Annotated in this window: 17 protein-coding genes and 1 pseudogene; 13 read left to right on the forward strand and 5 right to left on the reverse strand. The window is 67.6% G+C overall.

Annotated elements, in window-relative coordinates:
- The first annotated feature begins 96 nt into the window (after window positions 1-96).
- The 8 genes and pseudogenes from ASD68_RS14575 to treF all read left to right on the forward strand — a co-directional run bounded on the left by ASD68_RS14575 (window position 97) and on the right by treF (window position 9,565).
- Window positions 97-2,079 (forward strand): multicopper oxidase domain-containing protein, encoded by a 1,983-nt coding sequence (locus ASD68_RS14575; RefSeq protein WP_056608014.1) that lies wholly within the window; start codon window positions 97-99, stop codon window positions 2,077-2,079.
- Window positions 2,080-2,178: 99 nt separating this feature from the next.
- Window positions 2,179-3,219 carry a biotin synthase BioB gene (bioB, locus tag ASD68_RS14580; RefSeq protein WP_056608015.1) on the forward strand — a complete coding sequence of 347 codons (1,041 nt, stop codon included), beginning with the start codon at window positions 2,179-2,181 and terminating at the stop codon, window positions 3,217-3,219.
- 117 nt (window positions 3,220-3,336) lie between these two features.
- Complete coding sequence (gene bioF / locus ASD68_RS14585; protein ID WP_056608017.1) at window positions 3,337-4,530, forward strand: 8-amino-7-oxononanoate synthase; 1,194 nt, start codon at window positions 3,337-3,339, stop codon at window positions 4,528-4,530.
- Between the two features lie 26 nt (window positions 4,531-4,556).
- Window positions 4,557-5,273: pseudogene (locus tag ASD68_RS14590) on the forward strand (sulfurtransferase); the annotation flags it as partial.
- 170 nt (window positions 5,274-5,443) lie between these two features.
- Window positions 5,444-6,217, forward strand: coding sequence for a pimeloyl-ACP methyl ester esterase BioH (gene bioH, locus ASD68_RS14595; RefSeq protein WP_056608021.1), 774 nt, complete (start codon window positions 5,444-5,446; stop codon window positions 6,215-6,217).
- A 10-nt stretch (window positions 6,218-6,227) separates the two neighbouring features.
- Window positions 6,228-7,106, forward strand: a complete 879-nt coding sequence (bioC, locus tag ASD68_RS14600) for a malonyl-ACP O-methyltransferase BioC (protein ID WP_056084364.1) — start codon at window positions 6,228-6,230, stop codon at window positions 7,104-7,106.
- A gap of 88 nt (window positions 7,107-7,194) precedes the next feature.
- On the forward strand, window positions 7,195-7,962 hold the full coding sequence (locus tag ASD68_RS14605; protein ID WP_056608023.1) for a glucose 1-dehydrogenase: 768 nt from the start codon (window positions 7,195-7,197) through the stop codon (window positions 7,960-7,962).
- 7 nt (window positions 7,963-7,969) lie between these two features.
- The gene (treF, locus tag ASD68_RS14610; protein WP_056608025.1) at window positions 7,970-9,565 is read left to right on the forward strand and encodes an alpha,alpha-trehalase TreF; all 1,596 of its coding nucleotides are present in this window, start codon (window positions 7,970-7,972) and stop codon (window positions 9,563-9,565) included.
- A gap of 10 nt (window positions 9,566-9,575) precedes the next feature.
- Here treF and ASD68_RS14615 read toward each other — a convergent pair whose 3' ends face one another.
- Both ASD68_RS14615 and pyrC read right to left on the reverse strand, forming a co-directional pair.
- Window positions 9,576-10,166 (reverse strand): DNA-3-methyladenine glycosylase I, encoded by a 591-nt coding sequence (locus ASD68_RS14615; protein WP_056608027.1) that lies wholly within the window; start codon window positions 10,164-10,166, stop codon window positions 9,576-9,578.
- Between the two features lie 57 nt (window positions 10,167-10,223).
- A complete protein-coding gene (pyrC, locus tag ASD68_RS14620; RefSeq protein ID WP_056608029.1) occupies window positions 10,224-11,276 on the reverse strand; it encodes a dihydroorotase in 1,053 nt (350 codons plus the stop codon).
- Window positions 11,277-11,476: 200 nt separating this feature from the next.
- Between pyrC and ASD68_RS14625 the strand changes: the two genes are divergently transcribed.
- A complete protein-coding gene (locus ASD68_RS14625; protein WP_056085128.1) occupies window positions 11,477-12,361 on the forward strand; it encodes a DMT family transporter in 885 nt (294 codons plus the stop codon).
- A 105-nt stretch (window positions 12,362-12,466) separates the two neighbouring features.
- Here the strand turns inward: ASD68_RS14625 and ASD68_RS14630 are convergent, their stop codons facing one another.
- The gene (locus tag ASD68_RS14630) at window positions 12,467-13,420 is read right to left on the reverse strand and encodes a pyridoxal-phosphate dependent enzyme (protein ID WP_056608031.1); all 954 of its coding nucleotides are present in this window, start codon (window positions 13,418-13,420) and stop codon (window positions 12,467-12,469) included.
- A complete protein-coding gene (locus ASD68_RS14635) occupies window positions 13,417-14,430 on the reverse strand; it encodes an aldose epimerase (protein WP_056608033.1) in 1,014 nt (337 codons plus the stop codon). The genes ASD68_RS14630 and ASD68_RS14635 overlap by 4 nt, the downstream gene beginning before the upstream one ends.
- A gap of 66 nt (window positions 14,431-14,496) precedes the next feature.
- Here ASD68_RS14635 and pepN point away from each other — a divergent pair, with 66 nt between their 5' ends.
- A complete protein-coding gene (pepN, locus tag ASD68_RS14640) occupies window positions 14,497-17,148 on the forward strand; it encodes an aminopeptidase N (protein WP_056608035.1) in 2,652 nt (883 codons plus the stop codon).
- 19 nt (window positions 17,149-17,167) lie between these two features.
- Here pepN and ASD68_RS14645 read toward each other — a convergent pair whose 3' ends face one another.
- Window positions 17,168-17,347 (reverse strand): hypothetical protein, encoded by a 180-nt coding sequence (locus ASD68_RS14645; RefSeq protein WP_235577638.1) that lies wholly within the window; start codon window positions 17,345-17,347, stop codon window positions 17,168-17,170.
- Between the two features lie 611 nt (window positions 17,348-17,958).
- Here ASD68_RS14645 and mnmG point away from each other — a divergent pair.
- The 3 genes from mnmG to ASD68_RS14660 all read left to right on the forward strand — a co-directional run bounded on the left by mnmG (window position 17,959) and on the right by ASD68_RS14660 (window position 23,185).
- A complete protein-coding gene (gene mnmG, locus ASD68_RS14650) occupies window positions 17,959-19,836 on the forward strand; it encodes a tRNA uridine-5-carboxymethylaminomethyl(34) synthesis enzyme MnmG (RefSeq protein ID WP_056608117.1) in 1,878 nt (625 codons plus the stop codon).
- A 77-nt stretch (window positions 19,837-19,913) separates the two neighbouring features.
- Window positions 19,914-20,663 (forward strand): RDD family protein, encoded by a 750-nt coding sequence (locus ASD68_RS14655; protein ID WP_056608038.1) that lies wholly within the window; start codon window positions 19,914-19,916, stop codon window positions 20,661-20,663.
- A 173-nt stretch (window positions 20,664-20,836) separates the two neighbouring features.
- A complete protein-coding gene (locus ASD68_RS14660; protein WP_056608039.1) occupies window positions 20,837-23,185 on the forward strand; it encodes a Tex family protein in 2,349 nt (782 codons plus the stop codon).
- The last annotated feature ends 51 nt before the right edge of the window (window positions 23,186-23,236 follow it).

Here is a 23,236-nt window from a genome sequence, read left to right on the forward strand (position 1 = left end):
CCGGTTCGCGCCGATTGCACGTTCACGCTCTACACTCGATGATCGACGGGTACGCCGTGTCGCGTACCCATCGTCTCTTCCCACCAGGAGGCCTGCATGATCTCGTCGCACGACAACCAAGCCGCTCCATCGACCTGGCCGACACTCGCCGGCACCGCGCTGCGCGTAGCCTTCGGCGTGATCTGGGCGGTAAGCGCCGCGCTGACCTGGACCGATGGTTTTGCCGATCACTACGTGGGCTACCTGCACAACGCCGCCACCGGACAGCCGGCGTGGTCGGCGTGGTGGTTCCAGATGTGGATCGCCCTGGTGACACCGAACGTGGGCCTGTTCGTGTGGGCCACGCGGATCGCCGAGACCTTGCTGGCGCTGGCCTTGCTGCTGGGCTTCGCGCGCAAGATCACCTATGTCGTGGGCATTCTTTTCAGCCTGCTGATCTGGAGTACGGCCGAGGGCTTTGGCGGGCCCTATTCGGTGGGCGCCAACAACATCGGCGCAGCGATCAGCTTCGTGCTGATTTTCGCCGCCCTGATCGTGATCAACCTGCGCGCCGGCCCCAGCCCATACAGCGTCGACTACCTGATCGAGAGCCGCTGGCCGAGCTGGCGCCGGTTTTCCGAATGGAACAGCCGTGTACCGCTGGAGCAGGTGCAGCACCTGTCCTGGCGCGTGCAGGGTCCGGCGCTGGCTGGCGTGCTGCTGCTGGTGGCGCTGCTGCTGGCCGGTCTGCACAGCGCGTTGAACGTGCGCAGCGCCAGCCCCGCCGCCGCCGCCGCCGCGGTGACGCCGCTGTCGCTGGCTTCCACCCAGCCGATCAAGCAGGCCCGTGATGCACGCCTGCCGCCACTGCAACCGGGCGACAGCGTGGACGTGCAGATCACCTCCAGCGACGACACCGTGGAGATCGCCAGCGGGGTGCAGTACCAGGCCTGGACGTTCGGCAAGACCGTACCCGGCCCGGTGATCCATGTGCGCCAGGGGCAGACGGTGAACGTCACCCTCACCAACCGCGGCACCATGCAGCACTCGATCGACTTCCATTCGGCAATCACGCCACCGAGCCTGCATTACGTGGACATCATGCCGGGCGAGTCGATCACCTTCTCGTTCGTGGCCAAGGTGCCGGGCGCGTTCCTCTATCACTGCGGTACGCCGCCGGTATTGCTGCACATCGGCAACGGCATGTATGGCGCGATCATCGTCGACCCGGCCGAGCCGCTGCCGCCGGCGGCTGAAAGCTACGTGCTGGTGCAGGGCGAGTGGTACACGCAGCAGGTGTCCGGCACGCTGATGGCGGGCAACTACGAGAAAATGCAGCAGATCCGCCCCGACGAAGTGGTGTTCAACGGCGCCGCCTTCCAGTACGTGCAGCATCCATTGACCGCCAAGCCGGGCGATCTGGTGCGCCTGTACGTGGTCAACGCCGGGCCGAGCCTGTGGAGCGCGTTCCACGTGATCGGCGCGATCTTCGACAAGGTTTACCCCGGGGGCAACCCGGCGCAGGCCATCGACGGTGTCTCCACCTACACGGTGGGGCCGGGCGAGGGCGCGGTGTTCGACCTCACCCTGGACGAGGCGGGCCACTATCCGTTCGTGGATCACTCGATGGCGCACGCCGTGCTGGGCGCGCAGGGCATCCTGGAGATCGCCACGCCGGGCGAGGCGCTGGCCAAGCCGCAAATCACCAAGGCACCGGTGGATGAGAACGCCGCGCCGCCGCCGGCCGCCACCGGGCCGTACACGTTCGATCCCGCCCACGGCGCGCAGCTCTATGGCACGTATTGCGCGGCCTGCCACCAGCCCACCGGTCTGGGCCTGCCCGGCGCGTTTCCGCCACTCAAGGGCAACCCTGCCGTGCTGAACGCGGATCCGACCAAGCAGCTCGACGTGATCCTGCACGGCCTGCATGGCGAGGCCATCGATGGCGTCAGCTATCCCAGCGCGATGCCGCCGTTCGCCGCCAGCCTCAACGACGCGGACATCGCCGACATCGCGAACCACGAGCGCATTTCGTGGGGCAACCAGGCCAAGCAGGTCACTGCCGAACAGGTGAAGGCGGTACGCGACGCCAGTAAATAGCGCGGCGGGCGGCCACCTCGTCAACCTTGATGATTCATTTCAGGTTGACGAGGCGGCGAGCCCCGCCCACACTTCGCGGCCTCTGCCCTGGAGTCCGCCATGCCTGCTGCCGTCCGTCACGACTGGACCCGCGACGAGGTCGTCGCGCTGTTCGCCCTGCCGTTCAACGACCTGCTGTTCCGTTCGCACGCCGTGCACCGCGAACACCACGACCCGAACGCGGTACAGGTGTCGACCCTGTTGTCGATCAAGACCGGCGGTTGCCCTGAGGACTGCGCCTACTGCCCGCAGGCGGCGCGCTACGACACCGGCGTGCAGGCGCAGAAACTGCTGGAGATCGACGAGGTGCTGCAGCGTGCCCGCGCCGCGAAGGATGCGGGCGCCAGCCGCTTCTGCATGGGCGCGGCGTGGCGCGGGCCCAAGGATCGCGATATCCCCAAGGTTGCCGCGATCGTGCGCGCGGTGAAGGACCTGGGCCTGGAAACCTGCGCCACGCTGGGCCTGCTGGGCGACGGCCACGCGCAGGCGCTGAAGGACGCGGGGCTGGATTACTACAACCACAACATCGACACCGCGCCGGAGTTCTACGGCGAGATCATCCACACCCGCGATTACCAGGATCGCCTGGTCACGCTGGAACAGGTACGCGACGCCGGCCTGAAAACCTGCTGCGGCGGCATCGTGGGCATGGGCGAGACGCGCGAGCAGCGCGCCGGCCTGCTGCAGGCGCTGGCCAACCTTCCCGCGCATCCGCAGTCGGTGCCGATCAACCAGCTGGTACCGGTGCCCGGCACACCGCTGGCCGATGCCGAGCCGCTGGACCCGTTCGAGTTCGTGCGCGCCATCGCGGTGGCACGCATCCTGATGCCGCGCTCGATCGTGCGCCTGTCCGCCGGTCGCCAGCAGATGGACGACGCGGTGCAGGCGCTGTGCTTCTTCGCCGGCGCCGGCTCGATCTTCCTGGGCGACAAGCTGCTCACCACCGGCAATCCCGACGTGGCCGCCGATCACGCCTTGTTCCGCCGTCTCGACCTGCATCCGATGGAAGTCGTCGAACAGGCCAACACGGTGCATGCCGATATCGCCGAGGGCGCGGCGGCGGGTTGCGGGCAAGGTTGCGGTTGCAGTGCGGCGGCTTAAAAGCAGGAGCACCCCTCCCCAACCCTCCCCTGCAAGCGGGGGAGGGAGCAGAGCGGCTTGTCCCCTCCCCCTGCTCGCAGGGGGAGGCTGGGAGGGGGTGCTCTTCCCCCCTGAAGCATGACCCGCCCCGACCTGCTCCAACGCCTGGCCGCCCAGCGCGCCGAACGCGAAGCCGCCCAACTGCTGCGCCGCCTGCGCACGATCGACCACGCCGACGGCCCCTGGCTGGAAAGCGGCGGCCGGCGCCTGTTGTCGTTCTGCAGCAACGACTACCTGGGCCTGGCGCAACACCCGCAACTGGTCGCCGCGTTCAAGCGCACGGTTGACGCTGAAGGCGTGGGCAGCACCTCGGCCCATCTGATCTGCGGCCACCGGCGCGACCATGCCGCGCTGGAAGAGGCCCTGGCCGCATGGACCGGGCGCGATCGCGCCCTGCTGTTTTCCACCGGCTACATGGCCAACCTGGGCGTGCTGCAGACGCTGCTCGCGCGCGGCGACCTGTGCCTGCAGGACAAGCTCAACCATGCCTGCCTGCTGGATGGCGCGCAGCTTTCCGGCGCCGAGTTGAAGCGCTATCCGCACGCCGACGTAGCGGCCGCGGCGCGGCAATTCGCCAGCCGCGGCGAGGCCGCTGCGCTGCTGGCCACCGACGGCGTATTCAGCATGGACGGCGACGTGGCGCCGCTGCGCGAGCTGGCCGATCTATGCACGCGCGAACAGGCCACCTTGATGGTCGACGACGCCCACGGCCTGGGCGTATTGGGCACTGACGGCGCCGGCAGCCTCAGCGTGGCGGGTCTGGTCCAGGATGACGTGCCCGTGCTGATGGCCACGCTGGGCAAGGCGCTGGGTTGCGCCGGCGCATTCGTGGCCGGTTCGGCGTCGCTGATCGACGGCCTCACCCAGCTGGCCCGGCCCTACATCTACACCACCGCAATGCCGCCGGCCGTGGCCGCCGCTGCGCGGGTCGCGGTGCAACTGGCGCAATCCGAAACGTGGCGCCGCGAAAAACTCGCCGCCAACATCGCCCGCTTCCGCCGTGGCGCCGCTGAGCTGGGCCTGCCGCTGCTGCCGTCCTCCAGCGCCATCCAGCCGCTGATGCTGGGCGACGCCGACACCGCCATGGCCGCCTCGCACCACCTGGAACAATACGGCCTGCTGGTCGGCGCCATCCGCCCGCCCACCGTGCCCGCCGGCAAGGCGCGCCTGCGCATCACGCTGTCGGCGGCCCATGACGACGCCCATGTCGACCAGTTGCTGGCCGCGCTGGAAACCCTGCCCGCACCGGCCGCTTCGCCCCGCCGCGTATAATTGCGGGCTTGCTTGCGAAGTTTTCCATGTCCATCGTCAACATTGCCGCCTATAAATTCATCCGCCTGGACGACCTTCCCGGGCTGCGCGAACACCTGCGCGAACGCTGCGAATCGGCCGCGCTGAAGGGCACCGTCCTGCTGGCGCCCGAAGGCATCAACCTGTTCCTGGCCGGCGGCCGCGAGGGTATCGACCAGTTCCTGGCGTATCTGCATGCCGACGCACGCTTTGCCGACATGGCAGTGAAGGAATCGCTCTCCGACAGCGTGCCGTTCGGCCGCCTGCGGGTGCGCCTGAAGCGCGAAATCATCAGCATGCGCCAGCCGACCATCCAGCCCGAGGGCGGCCGCGCGCCCGCCGTCGATGCCCCCACGCTGCAACGCTGGCTGTCGAGCGGCCACGACGACGCCGGCCGCGACGTGGTGCTGCTGGATACCCGCAACGACTACGAAATCGCGCTGGGCCGCTTCAGCGGCGCGGTCGATTACGCGCTCGCCAACTTCACCGCCTTCCCCGCCGCCATCGCCGCCGACCGCCAGCGCTACGCCGGCAAGACCGTGGTGTCGTACTGCACCGGCGGCATCCGCTGCGAGAAAGCCGCGCTGCACATGCAGGCGCTGGGCATGGACCACGTCTACCAGCTCGAGGGCGGCATCCTGAAATACCTCGAACAAACCGACGGCGTGCACTGGCAGGGCGACTGCTTCGTGTTCGACGGACGCGTGGCGCTGGATGCGAAGCTTGCGGTAGCGGCGCCGCCGCGCACTACTCCCCCTCTCCCCTGCGGGGAGAGGGCTGGGGAGAGGGGACGCGCTGGCGGCCCTGTTGATGCGAAGCGCGCTCCGATCATCCCTCCCGCAAGCCCCGCCCCCTCTCCTCAATCCTCTCCCCGCAGGGGAGAGGAGGCCAACGCGTGAAGCTTTTTGTCGAAAAGGCGGGCCACGGCCCCATCCCACTGGTGATGCTGCACGGCTGGGCCATGCACGGCGGCGTGCTGGCGCCGTTGGTGGAGGCGCTCGACGACCAGTGCACGATGTATGTGGTCGACCTGCCCGGCCATGGCTATTCGCGCGACAGCGAGCTGCCGCTGGAGCCGCGCGTCTGCGCCGCCGCGATCGCGGCGCAGACGCCACCGGCGATATGGCTGGGCTGGTCGCTGGGCGGATTGATCGCGCTCACCGCCGCACTGGACATGCCGCGCCAGGTGCGCGGCCTGTCGATGCTGTGCGCCACGCCGAAATTCGCACGCGACGCCAGCTGGCCGCATGGCGCCGACGAGACGCTGGTCCGTCAGCTGGCGACCGATCTGGAAACCGATTACCACGCCACGCTGGAGCGCTTCCTGGCGCTGGAGGCGATGGGCAGCGCCGACCCGCGCGCAGAATTGCGCCACCTGCGCACACTGGTATTCGAGCGTGGCGAACCCGACCGGCGCGTGCTGCAGGAAGGCATCGCGCTGCTGGAAACCAGCGATCGCCGCGCCGCCCTGCCCGACCTCACCGTACCCAGCACGTGGATCTCCGGTCGCCGCGACCGGCTGGTGCCGCCGCAGGCGATGCAGTGGTCGGCCAGCCAGTGCGCCGGGCGCTATCACGACATACCGCAAGCCGGCCACGCGCCGTTCTTCGCCCACGCCGATGCCGTGGCGCAGGCATTGCAGCCCTTGCTGGCCACTTTCGAACGATGAAACCGATGCCATGACCGCGTTCCAGCTCGACCCATCCCGCATAGCCCATCAGTTCGGCCGCGCCGCCGGCACCTACGAAAAGCACGACGTGCTGCAGCGCGAAGTGCAGTCGCTGCTGCTCGATCGTCTGGACTTCTATTTGCAGACGCCGCAGCGCGTGGTGGACATCGGCGCCGGCACCGGCCGCGGCAGCGCGTTGCTGAAACAACGCTATCCCAAGGCGGAAGTGATCGCCATCGACCTCGCGCTGCCGATGCTGCGCGCCGCGAAAAAACACAGCAGCTGGCGCAAGCCGTTCCTGCGCGTCTGCGCCGAAGCGACCGCCTTGCCATTGGCCGACCACAGCGTCGACGTGCTGCATTCCAACCTCTGTTTCCAGTGGGTCGATACGCTGCCGCCGCTGTTCGCCGAATGCGTACGCGTGCTGAAACCCGGCGGCATGCTGGTCTTTTCCAGCTTCGGCCCGGACACGCTGAAAGAGCTGCGCGCGGCCTGGGCCGAGGCCGACCAGCAAGCCCACGTCAGCCGCTTCCTGGACATGCACGACGTGGGCGATGCGGTACTGGCCGCGGGCCTGCGCGATCCGGTGCTCGACGTGTGCCGCTACACCCTCACCTACAGCGAACCGCGCAAGCTGCTGCAGGACCTGCAAGGTCTTGGCGCCACCAACGCCGACCGCGCGCGCGAGCGCGGCCTCACCGGCAAGGCGCGCTACCAGCGCATGCTGGAAGCGTACGAGTCCATGCGTTTGGACGGCCATATCCCGGCCACCTGGGAAGTGGTCACCGCGCACGCATGGGGGCCGCCGCAAGGACAGGCGCGGCGCGGCGCAGGCGGCGTCGAGATCGCCAGTTTCTCGGTCGACAGCCTGCGCGGTTCGCGGCGCTGACCTGAGCCCCGCGCGCTCCCCGCTCGCATCGCGTTCACACCACCGCGGCTTATCCTCGAAGACATTGTTTTCGATGCAGGGAGCCGCGATGAAGTTGCAAGGCAAGGTGGCATTGGTGACCGGCGGCGCGCAGGGTATCGGCCGCGCCATCGCCACGCGGCTGGCGCAGGAAGGCGCCGCTGTCATCATCGAGGATCTGTCGGACAACCCGCGCGCCGAGGAGACCCTGCAGGAGCTGCAGGCGATGGGCGCCAAGACGGCACTGCTGGTCGGCGACGTGGGCAAGGTGGCCGATGGCCAGCGTGTGATCCGCGAAGGCGTGGCCGCGATGGGCCGCATCGACATCCTGGTCAACAACGCCGGCGTGGAGCGGCGCGCCGGCTTCCTGGACGCCAGCGAAGCCGATTACGACCTGGTGATGCACGTCAACCTGAAAGGCCCGTTCTTCATCACCCAGGCCTTCGCCAGGCACGTGCGCGAACGCGGTGGCGACGGCCGGGTGATCAACATCAGCTCGGTGCACGAGGAATTGCCGTTTCCGCATTTCGCCAGCTATTGCGCCAGCAAGGGCGGCCTGAAAATGCTGACGCGCGACCTGGCCATCGAGCTGGCGCCGCTGGGCATCACCATCAACAACATCGCGCCGGGCGCGATCAAGACGCCGATCAACGCCGACCTGATGGACGACCCCGCGCTGCTGAAAGCGCTGCGCGCGAACATCCCGCTGAAGCGTCTGGGCACGCCGGAGGACGTGGCCGGCGTGGCGGCCTTCCTGGCCAGCGACGATGCGGCGTACATCACCGGCACCACGGTGGGCATCGACGGCGGCCTGCTGTGGAACTACCACGAACAGTGAGCCGGCGATGACCGTACTGGACCCGCATGCCAACGCCGAGCGCGCCGCCCGCGCCGCACCGGCCGACACGCTCACACCAGCCGATCGCTATCAGGAGCTGTTCGTGGCGGTGCAATCGGGCCGCGTGTTCGAGGACAGCAAGACCTTCGTCGATTGCGCGCCGCGCGGCGATCCCGAGAAAATACTGGACGCCTACCGCTGCCAGAGCGACGCGGCGGATTTCGATCTCAAGGCGTTCGTGAAACAGCATTTCTCGCCGCCGGAAGTCCATCACAGCCACTACGTCTCGACACCCGGCCAGCCGCTGCGGGACCACATCGACGGCTTGTGGAACGTGCTCACGCGGCAGCCGCGCGAGCACCCCGCGCACAGCTCCATCCTGCCCCTGCCCAACCCCTACGTGGTGCCGGGCGGGCGCTTCAGCGAGCTGTACTACTGGGATTCCTATTTCACCATGCTGGGCCTGGCCGAGAGTGGGCGGCAGGATCTGCTGCGCGACATGGCCAACAATTTCGCCTACCTGATCGACACCTACGGCCACGTGCCCAACGGCAACCGCAGCTATTACCTCAGCCGCTCGCAACCGCCGGTGTTCGCGTTGATGGTGGAGTTGTTCGAGCACAGCGGCATCTGCGCGGCGATGGAATACCTGCCGCGGCTGCGCAAGGAATACACCTACTGGATGGACGGTGCCGACGACCTGCGCCCCGGCGACGCCCACCGCCACTGCGTGCGGCTGGAGGACGGCAGCCTGCTCAACCGCTACTGGGATGACCGTGACACACCGCGCGAAGAGTCCTACCTGGAGGACGTGACCACGGCCAAACAATCCTCACGTCCGGTGCACGAGGTCTACCGCGAACTGCGTGCCGGCGCCGCCTCCGGCTGGGATTTCAGCGCCCGCTGGTGCGACGACGATGCCAGCTTGGCCAGCATCCGTACCACCTCGATCCTGCCGGTCGATCTGAACGCGCTGCTGTACAAGCTCGAAGGGCAGATCGGCCTGCTCAGCCGCGCCAACGGCCAGCGTGAACAGGGCGAAGCCTTCCAGGAAAAGGCCCGCGCCCGACGCGCGGCGATCGACAAGATGTTGTGGAACGAAGAGGCCGGCGCCTACCTCGACTACGACTGGCAGCGGCAGGCACCGCGCACCGCACTGAACGCGGCCACCGCCACACCGCTGTACATCAACATCGCCACCCGCGAGCAGGCCCGGCGCGTGGGCGAAGCGCTTCGCGCGCGATTGCTGCAGGACGGCGGCATCGGCACCAGCGAAAGCATCAGCGGCCAGCAATGGGACCAACCCAATGGCTGGGCGCCACTGCAATGGCTGGCCATCGGCGGCCTGCGCCATTACGACGACCCGCTGGCCGACGAGATCGCCAAACGCTGGCTGCACACGGTCGGCAGCCTGTACCAGCGCGAAAGCAAGCTGGTCGAAAAATACGTGGTGATGAAACAGGACGACTGCGCCGTGGGCGGTGGCGGCGGCGAATACCCGCTGCAGGACGGCTTCGGCTGGACCAACGGCGTCACACGCCGCCTGCTGCGCGAAGACCCGGCCAACGAGGCCAATACCGCGAAAGCCGCCAGCCGGAATTGATCGGCGTTCGCTACGGCTGGTGCGGCCGGGATCCGGGGTGCCGGAAACAACCGACCAGATGGTCGTTGATCATGCCGGTCGCCTGCAGCAGCGAATAGCAGATGGTGCTGCCCACGAAGCGGAAGCCGCGCTTCTTCAGCGCCTTGCTCATGCGATCGGAAAGCGCGGTGCTGGCGGGCACATCGGACGGTTCACGCCAGCGGTTCAGCAGCGGCTTGCCGTCGACGAAGGACCACAGGTACGCGTCGAGGCTGCCGAACTCGTCAATCACCTCGAGCGCGGCAATCGCGTTGCCGCGGGTGGATGAGACTTTCAGGCGGTTGCGGATGATGCCGGGGTCGAGCAGGCGCTTTTCCAGCGCGCGGTCCGTCATCGCGGCGACGCGGGCGATCTCGAAATCGTGGAACGCCTTGCGGTAGTTGTCGCGCTTGGTCAGCACGGTGCGCCAGGACAAGCCGGCCTGCGCGCCTTCCAGGCAGAGGAATTCGAACAGCGCGCGGTCGTCGTGCAGCGGCACGCCCCATTCGGTGTCGTGGTAGTCGCGCATCAGCGCGTCGCTGCCGGCCCAGGCGCAACGCACGGGATTCGAGGGGACGCTCATGGAAACAGGCCTGGCGGGAAAGCGATCATGTTGCCACACGCTGCCGCCACCAAAGGCTCAGGCCACAGCGTTGTCGGCGATCGACCACGCGATCGATTCGCCCGCACGCATCGGCCGGCAGGTGGCGCCGGCCATGGGGAACTCGTCGGGCACCTGCCAGGGCGTGCGCTCAAGCGTGAGCCGATCCTGGTTGCGTGGCAGGCGATAGAAATCCGGGCCGTGGAAGCTGGCAAAGGCTTCGAGCTGGTCCAGCTTGCCGGCCTGCTCGAACGCTTCGGCGTACAGCTCGATCGCCGCGTGGGCGGTGTAGACGCCGGCGCAGCCGCAGGCCGTTTCCTTCGCTTCGCGGATGTGTGGCGCGCTGTCCGTGCCGAGGAAGAAATGCGGGTTGCCACTGGTGGCCGCCTGCAGCAGCGCCGCGCGATGGGTTTCACGCTTCAACACCGGCGCGCAGTAGTTGTGCGGCCGGATGCCGCCCTCGAACAGCGCATTGCGATTGAGCAGCAGGTGATGCGCGGTGATGGTGGCGGCCACGTTGGCCGGTGCGGTGCTGATGAAATCGACGGCGTCGCGGGTGGTGATGTGTTCCAGCACCATGCGCAGGGCCGGAAATTTTTCGCGCAGTGGCAGCAGGTGACGCTCGATGAAGACGCGCTCGCGATCGAAGATGTCGACCGCTGGATCGGTGACCTCGCCGTGCATCAGCAACGGCAGCTGATGTTTCTCCATCGCCTCCAGCACGGGATAGACGTGGGCCAGATCGCGCACACCCGCTTGCGAATTGGTGGTGGCGCCGGCCGGGTAATACTTCACCGCGAAAACGCTGTCGCTGGCGGCGGCGCGGGCGATCTCGTCGACCGTAGTGGTTTCCGTGAGGTACAGCGTCATCAACGGCTGGAAGCGCGAACCGGCCGGCAGGCTGGCGAGAATCCGCTGGCGGTAATCCTCGGCCTGGGCCACGGTGGTTACCGGCGGCTTGAGGTTGGGCATCACGATGGCGCGGGCGAACCGCTTTGCCGTATGCGCGATGACCGACGCCAGCGCCTCGCCATCACGCAGATGCAGGTGCCAGTCGTCGGGGCGGGTGATTTCCAGGCGCGTAGGGCTCATGGCATGCAGACTCGAAACAGGTTAAGGGGTGGCGACCGCCGCGCAACAGGCGGTCTCGCGATTTGCCCATGGTATCGCGGCGGGGCGCAAAGCCGCTGCGTCGCGCCACCGAAACGCCGCGCGCCCATGATTGCCACGGACACGCCACTTCGCTGCGGCACGCTACACTGCGCCACCTTCCGTATCGCCCCATCATGACCATTTCCCCCTCTCCGCAACGCGGCGCGCTGTTCGCGTTGATCGGCACCATCCTGATCTGGGCCTACAGCTGGGTGGTGATGAAACAGGTGCTGGCGTATGCCGGGCCGTTCCACTTCGCCGCTTTGCGCTACCTGCTCGGTGCCGGCGTGCTGTTTGTGGCACTGCTGCTGTCGCGCCAATCGCTGCGGCCGCCGCCGTTGCTGCTCACGCTGGCGATCGGCCTGTGCCAGACCGCCGCGTTCCAGGGGCTGGAACAGTGGGCGCTGATGGACGGCGGCGCCGGCCATGTGGCGTTGCTGGCCTACACGATGCCGTTCTGGGCGGTGTTCCTGGCGTGGCTGGTGCTGGGCGACCGCCCCACCGCGCGTCACTGGGTTGGCGTGGCGCTGGCCGCGATCGGCCTGGTCTGCATCATCGAACCCTGGCACGAGCTGGGCAGCGCGCTGAGCACCACGCTGGCGATCGCCGGCGGCGCGGCCTGGGCCGCCGGCACGGTGCTCAGCAAGCGCATGTTCCAGCGCCACGCGCCGTCGGTGCTGAACCTGACGGCATGGCAGATGCTCTTGGGCGGCATGGCGCTGGGCGTGTTGGCACTGGTGACGCCGGAGCGCGACATCGAGTGGAGTGGCGCCTTCATCGCCGGCCTGGCCTACAGCGTGCTGTTGGCGTCCAGCCTGGCGTGGTGGCTGTGGTCCATCGTGCTGCAGCGCCTGCCGACCACCGTGGCCAGCGTCTCCAGCCTGGGCGTGCCGATCGTCAGCGTGGTGCTGGCGTGGCTGATCCTGCACGAACGACCGTCGTTGATGGAGTGGGTCGGCATCGTGCTGGTGCTGCTGGGATTGCTGGCGATCAGTGGTGTCGGCGCACGGCGGGCTATCCGCTGACACTACTGTGGGAGCGGCTTTTGTGGGAGCGGCTTCAGCCGCGATGCTCTTGTTCTGGAGCTCCAAAGAAAGGGCATCGCGACTGAAGTCGCTCCCACAGCGCATTCACCAAGGCAACGCCGCAAGGTCGATATTGCCGCCGGTAAGCACCACGCCCACGCAGCGGCCGGCGAACGGCTGCGGCTGCTTGAGGATCGCCGCCAGCACCGTGGCGCTGGACACTTCGACCAGCACTTTCAACTCGCGCCACAACAGCTGCATCGCGGCCACGGTTTCGTCGTCGGTCACGGTGATGACCTCGACATGGTGCGCGCGCAGCGCCTCCAGGTTGTGCTCGCCCACCAGCGCACGCAGGCCATCGCAAAGCGTGTCGGGGACGACGGTGGTGACCCGCGAACCCTGCGCCAGCGATCGCGCCGCGTCATCGGCGCCGGCCGGTTCGGCGCCGAACAGCGCCAGCGTCGGATCCAGCGCATGCGCGGCAATCGCCACGCCGGTGGCCAGCCCGCCACCGCCCACCGGCGTCATCAAGGTGTCGATGTCCGGCACCTGCTGCAACAGCTCCAACGCCAGCGTGCCCTGCCCCGCCATCACCCGGGTGTCGGCATAGGGGTGCACGAAGACGGCGCCGGTCTGGCGCTGCAATTCGGCGGCCATAGCCTCGCGCGCAGCCTGCGTGGGGGCGCAGCGATGCACGGTGCCGCCGGCGCGTTCGATCGCCTCGACCTTGGCACGCACCGCGCCTTCGGGAATCACCACGTGCGCCGCGATGCCGCGCGTGGCCGCGGCCAGCGCCAGCGCGTTGCCGTGGTTGCCGGACGAATGCGTGATCACGCCGCTCGCGGCCTGATCATCGTCCAGCGCCCACACCGCGTTGCAGGCGCCGCGAAACTTGAAAGCGCCGCTGCGCTGCAGGTTTTCGCACTTGAAATGCAGCCGCGCGCCGGCCAACGTGTCCAGCGCGTCGCTGCGCAGCACCGGTGTGAGCTGCGCATACGGCGCGATGCGCGCAGCGGCGGCACGGATATCGTCGAGGGTTGGGAGTGCGTCGCGATTCATGCCGAGGCCACGGCGTCCATGTCGATTTCCACGCCGCAGCGGAAGCGACGCTCGGCGCCCGGCATCAACCGGATCGTGTCGGCACACTCGGGCCGGTTGAACGCGTTGGCCATGCATTCCATCGGCTCCAGCGCCACCGCGCCGCGCACGTCGCGCGTCACCGTGTCGGCGGTGAAGGCGTGCATCATGCCGCGCTCCTGCCACACCGCAATGCCCACGCCGCTGGCCGGGTCGCGCAAATAGGTGCGGATGCGCCCGTCCGTTTCCGGCTCCAGGTCGGTGTAGCCCTGGTCGATGATGGCGTCGTCGATGCGTCGTGGCACGCGGAAATCCAGCGCGGGCGCGTCATCCAGCGCCACGTACGCGGGCGCGCCGGGCAACGCGATGAGGTTGGCGTCGGTGTGGATCAGCGTTTGCGCGGGTATCTGCAGCTGCCAGTCGTCCACCTCGCCGGCCGGCAGGCGGAAGTACGGATGCCAGCCGAAAAAGCACGGCGCGGCGCTGTCGCCCACGTTGCGCATGGCCGCTTCCAGCGTGAGCCCCTGCACGTCCAGCGTGTAGGTGATGCTGAGGTCGATCGCGTGCGGGTAGCCCGGTTGCGGCCGGATCGACGACGTCGCCAGGGTCAGCTGCGCGCGCTGCTCGTCGGCCGACAAGGCCACGATGTCGAAATCCACGCCGCGCACGAAGCCGTGACGGCTGGCGCGCTGATCGCCCACCACACCCGGCTGCAGATCCTGCGCCTGGCCATCGAATTCATAGCGCGCGGCGGCAATGCGGCCACCGAACGGCACCATGATGGCGAAACGCGAACTCGGCCGACTGACGATCTCGGCGGCATCGCGATAGCCGTCGGCGAGGTCATGCAGCACGCCGTTGACCATGATCTTGAAGGTGAGCAAGGCCGCGCCGTGGCGGGCAATCTGCACGTGCCGTTGCTGCGCTTGGTCGGTCAGCACCAGGACGGTTTGCTCGTCCCACAAGACCTCTTCGACGGTATAGCGCGTCATCGGATGCTCCTGTCGCGAAAAGGCCCATGTTAGCCTGATCGCCTCTCACACCCATCTGTTTTCCGCATGAATGCCCGCCCTGAACAACTTGCCGCCCCCACCCGCCTGGACGCTTACCGCGCGCCGGCGTGGCGCGTCGAAACGGTCGAACTGGACTTCGACCTGGCCATCGACACCACCGAAGTCACCGCGCGATTGCACTTGCGTCGCGACCCCGCACAGACGCAACCGCTGCGTCTGGATGGCGAAAACCTGGAGTTGCTGTCGATCACGCTCGATGGCACCACGCTTCCACCCGACGCCTTCCGCTACGCCAGCAACGTGCTGGAGGTGGACGGCGCGCGCGATGGCAGCGTGCTGGAAACCCGCGTGCGCCTGCGCCCCGCGGCCAATACCGCGCTGGAGGGGCTCTATCTTTCCGGGTCGGCCGAGGCGGGTTTCCTGCTGACCCAATGCGAGGCCGAAGGGTTTCGGCATATCACGTTCTTCCCCGATCGGCCGGACGTGCAGGCACGCTACACGGTCACCCTGCGCGCCGATCGCGACCGCTTCCCGGTGTTGCTGGCCGGCGGCAATCCCGATGGCGCCGGCGTATTGGACGATGGCCGGCACTGGGCGCGTTTCGTCGATCCGCACCCGAAACCCAGCTACCTGTTCGCCGTGGTGGCCGGCCGCCTGCAGTCGATCGAACGCGACTACGTCACCGCCGAGGGCCGCGCGGTCACGCTGAAAATCTGGTCGGAAGCCGACGTCATCGATCGCTGCGATTACGCGATGGATGCGCTGGAGCGCTCGATGCGCTGGGACGAGCAGACCTACGGCCGCAACTACGATCTGGATGTTTTCCACGTGGTTGCCACCCACGATTTCAACATGGGTGCGATGGAGAACAAGGGCCTCAACATCTTCAACGCGAAGTACCTGCTGGCCGCCCCCGACTCCAGCACGGACGATGAATACCGCCACGTGGAATCGGTGATCGCGCACGAGTATTTCCACAATTGGAGCGGCAACCGGGTGACTTGCCGCGACTGGTTCCAGCTGTCGCTGAAGGAAGGGCTGACGGTGTTCCGCGAGCAGAGCTTCTCGGCCGACATGAACTCCACGTCGCTGAAGCGCATCGAGGACGTATCGCTGCTGCGCCGCGCCCAGTTCCCCGAGGACGCCGGCCCGCTGGCCCACCCCGTGCGCCCGGCGCAGTACAGCGAGATCAACAATTTCTACACCGCCACGGTGTACGAGAAAGGCGCCGAACTGGTGCGCATGCTGGCCGGCCGCCTGGGTCCCGAGGGTTTCCGACGCGGCATGGACCTGTACTTCGCGCGCAACGATGGCCGCGCCGCCACGCTGGAGGATTTCCTCGGTGCGCTGGGCGAAGCCAACCACACCGACCTCGGCCCCTACCTGGCGTGGTACGGCCAGGCCGGCACGCCCCGCCTGCATGCGCGCGGCGAGTACGGCGAAGCCCGCCGCAGCTATGCGCTGACCTTGCGCCAGCACACGCCAGCCACGTCAGGCCAGCCACAAAAACAGGCCCTGCCCATTCCGGTGAAGCTGGCGCTGTTCGACGGTGATGGGCAGATGATGGCCTTGCATCTGGACGGCCAGACGGCCAAACCACAAACCGAGTGCGTGGTGGTATTGGAGGCGGACGAGCAGACCTTCATCTTCCGGGACGTACCGACGGCACCGGTCCCGTCGCTGCTGCGCGGCTTCTCCGCACCGGTAATCCTGGAATGCGACTACGACGCCGCCGAACTGGCCCTGCTGCTGCGCCACGACCCTGACGGCTTCAACCGTTGGGAGGCCAGCCAGCAACTGGCCACGCTGGCCTATGTCGAGCTGCGCGATGGCGGCGCCAGCCACGCACTGGAGGCGTGGCTCGACGCGTTGTCTGTCTTGTTCGCCCACAACGATGTCGAGCCCGCCCTGCTGGCCAACCTGCTGACGCCACCGAGCGAAGTGGAGTGGGCCGAGCGGGAGGCCAGCGTCGACCCGGCGCGCATCCACGCCTTGCGCCAGCAACTGCAGCGGCAGCTGGCGGAGCGCATCGGCGCCGAGGCGCTGCATCAGCGTTATCTGGCGCTGGCCGGCGAAGCCAGCCTTTCCCTCGATGCCGCCAGTCAGGCCCGACGCCGGCTGAAACAGCGCGTGCTGGAACTGCTGTGCCTGATCGATCCCGGCGCGGCGCAGCCACTTGCCGCTACCCAATACGACAGCGCACCTGGCATGACTGATCGGCTTGGCGCATTGATGGCCTTGTTGCGCAGCGACGCCGCGCAGGCACCGGCGGCGCTGGCGCACTACCGCCAGCGCTATGCCGACAACGCGCTGGCATTGGACAAATGGTTCATGGCGCAGGCACAGGTGCCGGGCGAGACGGCGCTGGGTCGCGTGTTGACGCTGGAGCGTGACGCCTCGTTCACCCTGAAGAATCCCAACCGCGTGCAGTCGCTGCTGGGTGCATTCGTGCGCGCCAACCCCAGCGGCTTCCACCGTGCGGATGGCGCGGGCTACCGCTTCCTGGCCGAGCGACTGGTGCAGCTCGATGCGCTCAACCCGCAGGTGGCCGCGCGGCTGGCCACCGCTTTCAACGGCTGGCAGCGGCTGGAGCCGGGCCGTCGTGAAGCGGCCCGCAGGGTCATCGAGGATCTGGCCAATCGCGAAGGATTGTCACGCAACCTGCGCGAAATCGTGGCCAACGTACGGAAGCAGTAGTCCGTCGCAAGGGGCTGGATCAGGCGGGCAGATGGTCCAGCGCCTCGCGCAGGTTGTTCATGCGCGAAACCAGTCGTGGCAGCAGGCTGGAGCTTTCCTCGCCCGCGCGCTCCTCGATATTTTCCATGGCCAGTTCCACCCGGCCCATTTCGATCAACAGATCGTGATGGGCATACACCGGTTCAAAATCGAAGTTCATGGTCAAACGTCCTCCCTGGGTTGCCGTGCCTGCTGCAACTGGCATGCCAAAAAGAGGGGGAGATCCGCTCACGAGCGGAAATGTAGGCCTCGGCTGCCGTGGAGTGTCAGCTGTTGCCGCGATTGGACACAAACTCCCGCGCCAGTCACTGCGTGTTCACGCGCGCGGAGTAAATATCGACTGAAGCTTCAAGACCGCCGCTTGGCCTTGAACGCGCCAGTTTTCACGGCTTCTGGCGTCCGGCAACACGGTCATCCTGGATTCCCCCTGTTCCTGAGACCGCCGGACGCCAGATCTAAGCAGCCCCCAGACCCCGCGCTTGCGCGGGGTCTGGCTTTTCCAGCTCCGCAACCCGCGCTTGTCGCGGGTCTGGTTTTTCCGGCTCCGCAAAAGGCGACGGCACCCCAAAGGGTGCCGTCTAGGCTTCCTTTCCCGGTACGCGATCAAACCCCTGTCGTTCGATCTCGGCGCGCCGGGCGCAGCGTCTGCCCGGGAAAGTGCAGCCCGGGAAAAGCAGGATGCGTGCCAGCACAGCCAAATCCTGCCGCAACGGGTTGATGGCAGTACCATTGCGCGTATTTCGTCACCTTTTGCACGACCAGGGCAGTTTCATGCGTCATCCCACCCACTACGACGTCATCGTGATCGGCGGCGGCCATGCCGGCACCGAAGCAGCGCTTGCCGCCGCGCGCACCGGCGCGCGCACGCTGTTGCTCAGCCACAACATCGAGACGATCGGGCAGATGAGCTGCAACCCTGCCATCGGCGGGATCGGCAAAGGCCACCTGGTGAAGGAGGTCGATGCGCTGGGCGGTGCGATGGCGCACGCCGCCGACCGTGCCGGCATCCAGTGGCGCACCCTGAATGCGTCGAAAGGCCCCGCCGTGCGCGCCACCCGCTGCCAGGCCGATCGTGGGCTGTACAAGGCGGCGATCCGCCACATTGTGGAAACCCAGCCCAACCTGGAGCTGTTCCAGCAGGCGGTGGACGACCTCATCATCGAGAACGGCCGCGTCTGCGGCGTGGTCACGCAGATGGGCTTGTCGTTTGGCGCGCGCGCGGTGGTGCTTACCGCCGGCACCTTCCTCGCCGGCAAGATCCACATCGGGCCGGCGCAATACGCCGGCGGCCGCGCTGGCGATCCACCTTCCAGCGCATTGGCCGCGAAACTGCGCGAGTTGCCGATCGCCACGGACCGCCTGAAGACCGGCACGCCGCCGCGCATCGACCAGCGCAGCATCGATTTCAGCACGCTGCAGGAACAGCCCGGCGACTCTCCGGCACCTGTATTTTCCTACCTCGGCACCCGCGACGAACACCCGCGCCAGGTCAGCTGCTGGATCACCCACACGTCCGAGCATACCCACGAACTGATCCGCGGCGCGCTGGACCGCTCACCGCTGTACACCGGCCAGATCGAGGGTATCGGCCCGCGCTATTGCCCGTCGATCGAGGACAAGGTGGTGCGCTTCGCGGAGAAGTCCTCGCACCAGATCTTCATCGAGCCCGAAGGGCTGGACACCTTCGAGATCTACCCCAACGGCATCTCCACCTCGCTGCCGTTCGACGTGCAGCTGGCGCTGGTGCGCTCGATCAAGGGCTTCGAGAACGCGCACATCACCCGCCCGGGCTACGCCATCGAATACGACTATTTCGACCCGCGCGGACTCAACCCGTGGCTGGAGACCAAGGCCATCCCCGGCCTGTATTTCGCCGGCCAGATCAACGGCACCACCGGCTATGAGGAAGCGGCCGCGCAAGGCCTGATCGCCGGCATGAACGCCGCGCTGGCCGTGCAAGGCAAGGCGCCGTGGTATCCGCGCCGCGACGAGGCCTACATCGGTGTGCTGATCGACGACCTCACCAGCAATGGCACCATCGAGCCGTACCGCATGTTCACCTCGCGCGCGGAATACCGGCTGCACCTGCGCGAGGACAACGCCGACCTGCGCCTCACCGAAACCGGCCACGCGCTGGGCGTGGTGCCGCAGGCGCGCTTCGATGCGCTGCGCGCCAAACGCGAGGCCGTCGAGCGCGAAATGCAGCGGCTGGGCGGTTTGTGGGCCGGCCCCAACAATGGATTCGGGGCGGCCGTCGAACGCGAACTTGGCATTGCGGTGAGTCGCGAAACCAGCGCCACGGATCTGCTGCGCCGTCCTGAAATCGATTACGCCCAGCTCACCGCCATCGCCGAATTCGGCCCTGCCGTGGCGCGCGACGACGTGGCCGCGCAGGTCGAGGTGCAGATCAAGTACGCCGGCTACCTCGAACGCCAGCGCGAGGAGATCGAGCGCCAGCGGCGCCACGAGCACACCGCCATTCCCGCCAGCTTCGACTATGACAAGGTACGCGGGCTGTCCGCCGAAGTGCTGCTGAAGCTGAAGCGCACGCTGCCCACCACCGTCGGCCAGGCGGCCCGCGTCAGCGGCGTGACTCCCGCCGCCATTTCGTTGCTGCTGGTGCATCTGAAACGTCGCGACGCGGCCTGACTTCCGGAGTTTCCGGTCACATCGCCTCCGCCCGCGCATGGCATCATGGCCGGCATCACCAAGCAGGAACATGCACGATGGAAGTCTGGATCGGTCGGGACGGTGAGCGCCACGGCCCGTATACGGAAGCCGATATCCGCCAATGGCTGGCCAGCGGGGAAGTCAGCCCCGCCGACCTGGGCTGGTACGAAGGGCTGGCCGACTGGCAACCGCTGTCGGTGCTTTTCCCCCAGGCGCAACCCGAAACCTCCGACGCCCCGCGGGTGCCGCCGCTGCCGACCATCAACGACAGCGCACTGGAGGACGTGGCCAGTTTCTGGAAGCGCCTCGGCGCCTGGATCATCGACTATCTCATCCTGTTGCTGCCCACCGCCCTGATCGCCCTGTCGATGGGTGCGCCGGCCGCGTTCGAGCACTTCATGAGCCAGGTGGAAAGCGGCATCGCCCCGATGGTGGCAATGGCCGACTATTCCCGCACGGTGCGGCCGGCGGCGATGTGGTCGCTGCTGGTGGGCTTCCTCTATTACGCGTTTTTCGAGTGCTCACGGTGGCAAGCCACGCCGGGCAAGCTGGCGCTCGGGCTGCGCGTCACCGACATGGACGGCCAGCGCCTCGGCTTCGCCCGCAGCGCGCTGCGCAATGCGGTCCGGCTGGCCAACGCGATTACCGCGCTGATTCCGCTGATCAGCTATCTGACGGTCGCCTGGACCTCGCGTCACCAGGGCCTGCACGACATGCTGGCAAAAACCCTGGTGTTGAACGGCCGCGCCAGCGACGCAGGCAACCCCTCATCGCCGCCCGGCAACAGCAACACGTTCAGTGCCTGACCGGCATCGGCGCCGTCGCCCTGAAGCACGGCGCCCGAGCGAGACCCCTCGAATCCGCCGCCGAACTGATCCGCGCGCCGCGCGCTGAACAGCGTTGGCCTGCTTGTTATCATCGGCGGTTCGACCACAGTGAACCGACGCCACGCGCCGTCGCCAGGAATTGAAAGCCACCCATGCTCAGCATCGAACAACGCATCGCCAACGATATCGCCGCCAGAACCGAACAGGTTCGCGCCGCCGTGGATCTGCTCGATGGCGGCGCCACCGTGCCGTTCATCGCGCGCTATCGCAAGGAAGTCACCGGCGGGCTCGACGACACGCAACTGCGCCTGCTGGAAGAGCGCCTGCACTACCTGCGCGAGATGGAAGACCGGCGTGCGGCGATCCTGGCCAGCATCGAGGAACAGGGCAAGCTCACCGATGCGCTGAAAAGCGACCTGCTCGCGGCCGACACCAAGGCGCGGCTGGAAGATCTGTACTTGCCGTACAAACCCAAGCGCCGCACCAAGGCGCAGATCGCCCGTGAAGCCGGGCTGGAACCGCTGGCGCTGGGCCTGCGCGACGACCCCACGCAAACGCCGGAAGCCTTCGCCGAGGCCTTCGTCGATGCAGAGAAGGGTGTGGCCGACGTACGCGCGGCGCTGGACGGCGCCCGCGCCATCCTGATGGAAAGCATCGCCGAAGACGCCGCGCTGGTCGGCGAGTTGCGCGACTGGCTGTGGAGCAAGGGCCAGATTCGCGCCAAGCTGGTTGAAGGCAAGGAGGCGGCAGGCGCGAAGTTCCGCGACTACTTCGATCACGTCGAACCGATCGGCAAGATCCCCTCGCATCGTCTGCTGGCACTGATGCGGGCGCGCAACGAAGGCGTGCTGGAGCTGGAACTGGCACCCGACACCGACGCCGACCAGGGCCACGCCGAGGCCGAAGGCCGCGTCGCCGCCCGCGCCGACATCCACAACCGCGGCCGCGCTGCCGATGCCTGGCTGCGCGAAACCGTGCGCCTGACCTGGCGCGTGAAACTGCATCTGCACCTGACCCTGGACCTGTTCGGCCGCGTGCGCGAAGGCGCCGAGGACGAAGCGATCCGCGTCTTCGGCGACAACCTGAAAGACCTGATGCTGGCCGCACCGGCCGGCGCCAAAACCGTGATGGGCCTGGACCCGGGCATCCGCACCGGCTGCAAGGTGGCCGTGGTCGATCCCACCGGCAAACTACTGGCCACCGACACCATCTATCCGCTGGAGCCGCGACGACAGTGGACCGAATCGCTGGCCGCGCTGGCGCGGCTGTGCAAGCAGCACGGCGTGGACCTGATCGCCATCGGCAACGGCACCGCCTCGCGCGAAACCGACAAGCTGGCCGCCGAACTCATCAAGGGCCTCGCCAAGACCCATCCGGAGCACAAGCTGTCGAAGGTAGTGGTGAGCGAGGCCGGCGCCTCGGTGTATTCCGCCTCGGAAACCGCGGCCAAGGAATTCCCCAACCTCGACGTGAGCCTGCGCGGCGCCGTGTCGATCGCGCGCCGGCTGCAGGATCCGCTGGCCGAACTGGTGAAGATCGAACCCAAGGCCATCGGCGTGGGCCAGTATCAGCACGACGTGAACCAGATCAAGCTGGCGCGCGCACTGGACGCCCGCGTGGAGGATTGCGTCAACGCGGTCGGTGTCGACGTGAACACCGCTTCGGCCGCGCTGCTGTCGCGGGTAGCCGGCCTTTCCGCGAGCGTGGCTGAAAACGTGGTGAAGCACCGCGACGGCAACGGCCCGTTCGCCAATCGCAAGGCGCTGCTGAAAGTGCCGCGGCTTGGTGACAAGGCGTTCGAGCAGTGCGCCGGCTTCCTGCGCGTATCCAACGGCGACAACCCGCTGGATGCCAGCGCGGTGCACCCGGAGGCCTACCCGGTGGTCGAGCGCATCATTGCGCAGTGCGGCCGCGAGGTGAGAAGCGTCATCGGCGACGCCAGCTTCCTGCGCGCGCTGAAGCCCGAACAGTTCACCGACGAAAAGTTTGGCGTGCCCACCGTGCGCGACATCCTGAAGGAGCTGGAGAAGCCCGGCCGCGATCCGCGCCCCGAATTCGTGGCGCCTACTTTCGCCGAAGGCGTGGAGGACGTGAAGGATCTCAAGCCCGGCATGATCCTCGAAGGCCGCGTCACCAACGTGGCCGCCTTCGGCGCATTCGTCGACATCGGCGTGCACCAGGATGGGCTGGTGCATGTGTCGGCGCTGTCGCACACCTTCGTCAAGGATCCGCGTGATGCGGTGAAGGCCGGGGACATCGTCAAGGTCAAGGTCATGGAAGTCGACCTGCCGCGCCAGCGCATCGGGCTGAGCATGCGACTGGATGACGAACCGGGCCAGCCGCGCGGCGGCAAACCGGCGGGCAATGGCGAGCCGTCGTCGCGCGGCGGCGCCCGCGATGGGCGCGGCGGCACACGCTCCGGCGGCGGTGTGCCCAAGCCGACCACCCCTCCCGCCAACAGCGCTTTTGCCGATGCGTTGGCCAAGGCGCGCGAGCGCTGACGCCGCGCCCCGGCCGCCGTGCACCGCAGCATGCGCTTCCGTATGGATTGG

Source organism: Rhodanobacter sp. Root627 (genome assembly GCF_001427835.1).
Taxonomy (GTDB): domain Bacteria; phylum Pseudomonadota; class Gammaproteobacteria; order Xanthomonadales; family Rhodanobacteraceae; genus Rhodanobacter; species Rhodanobacter ginsenosidimutans.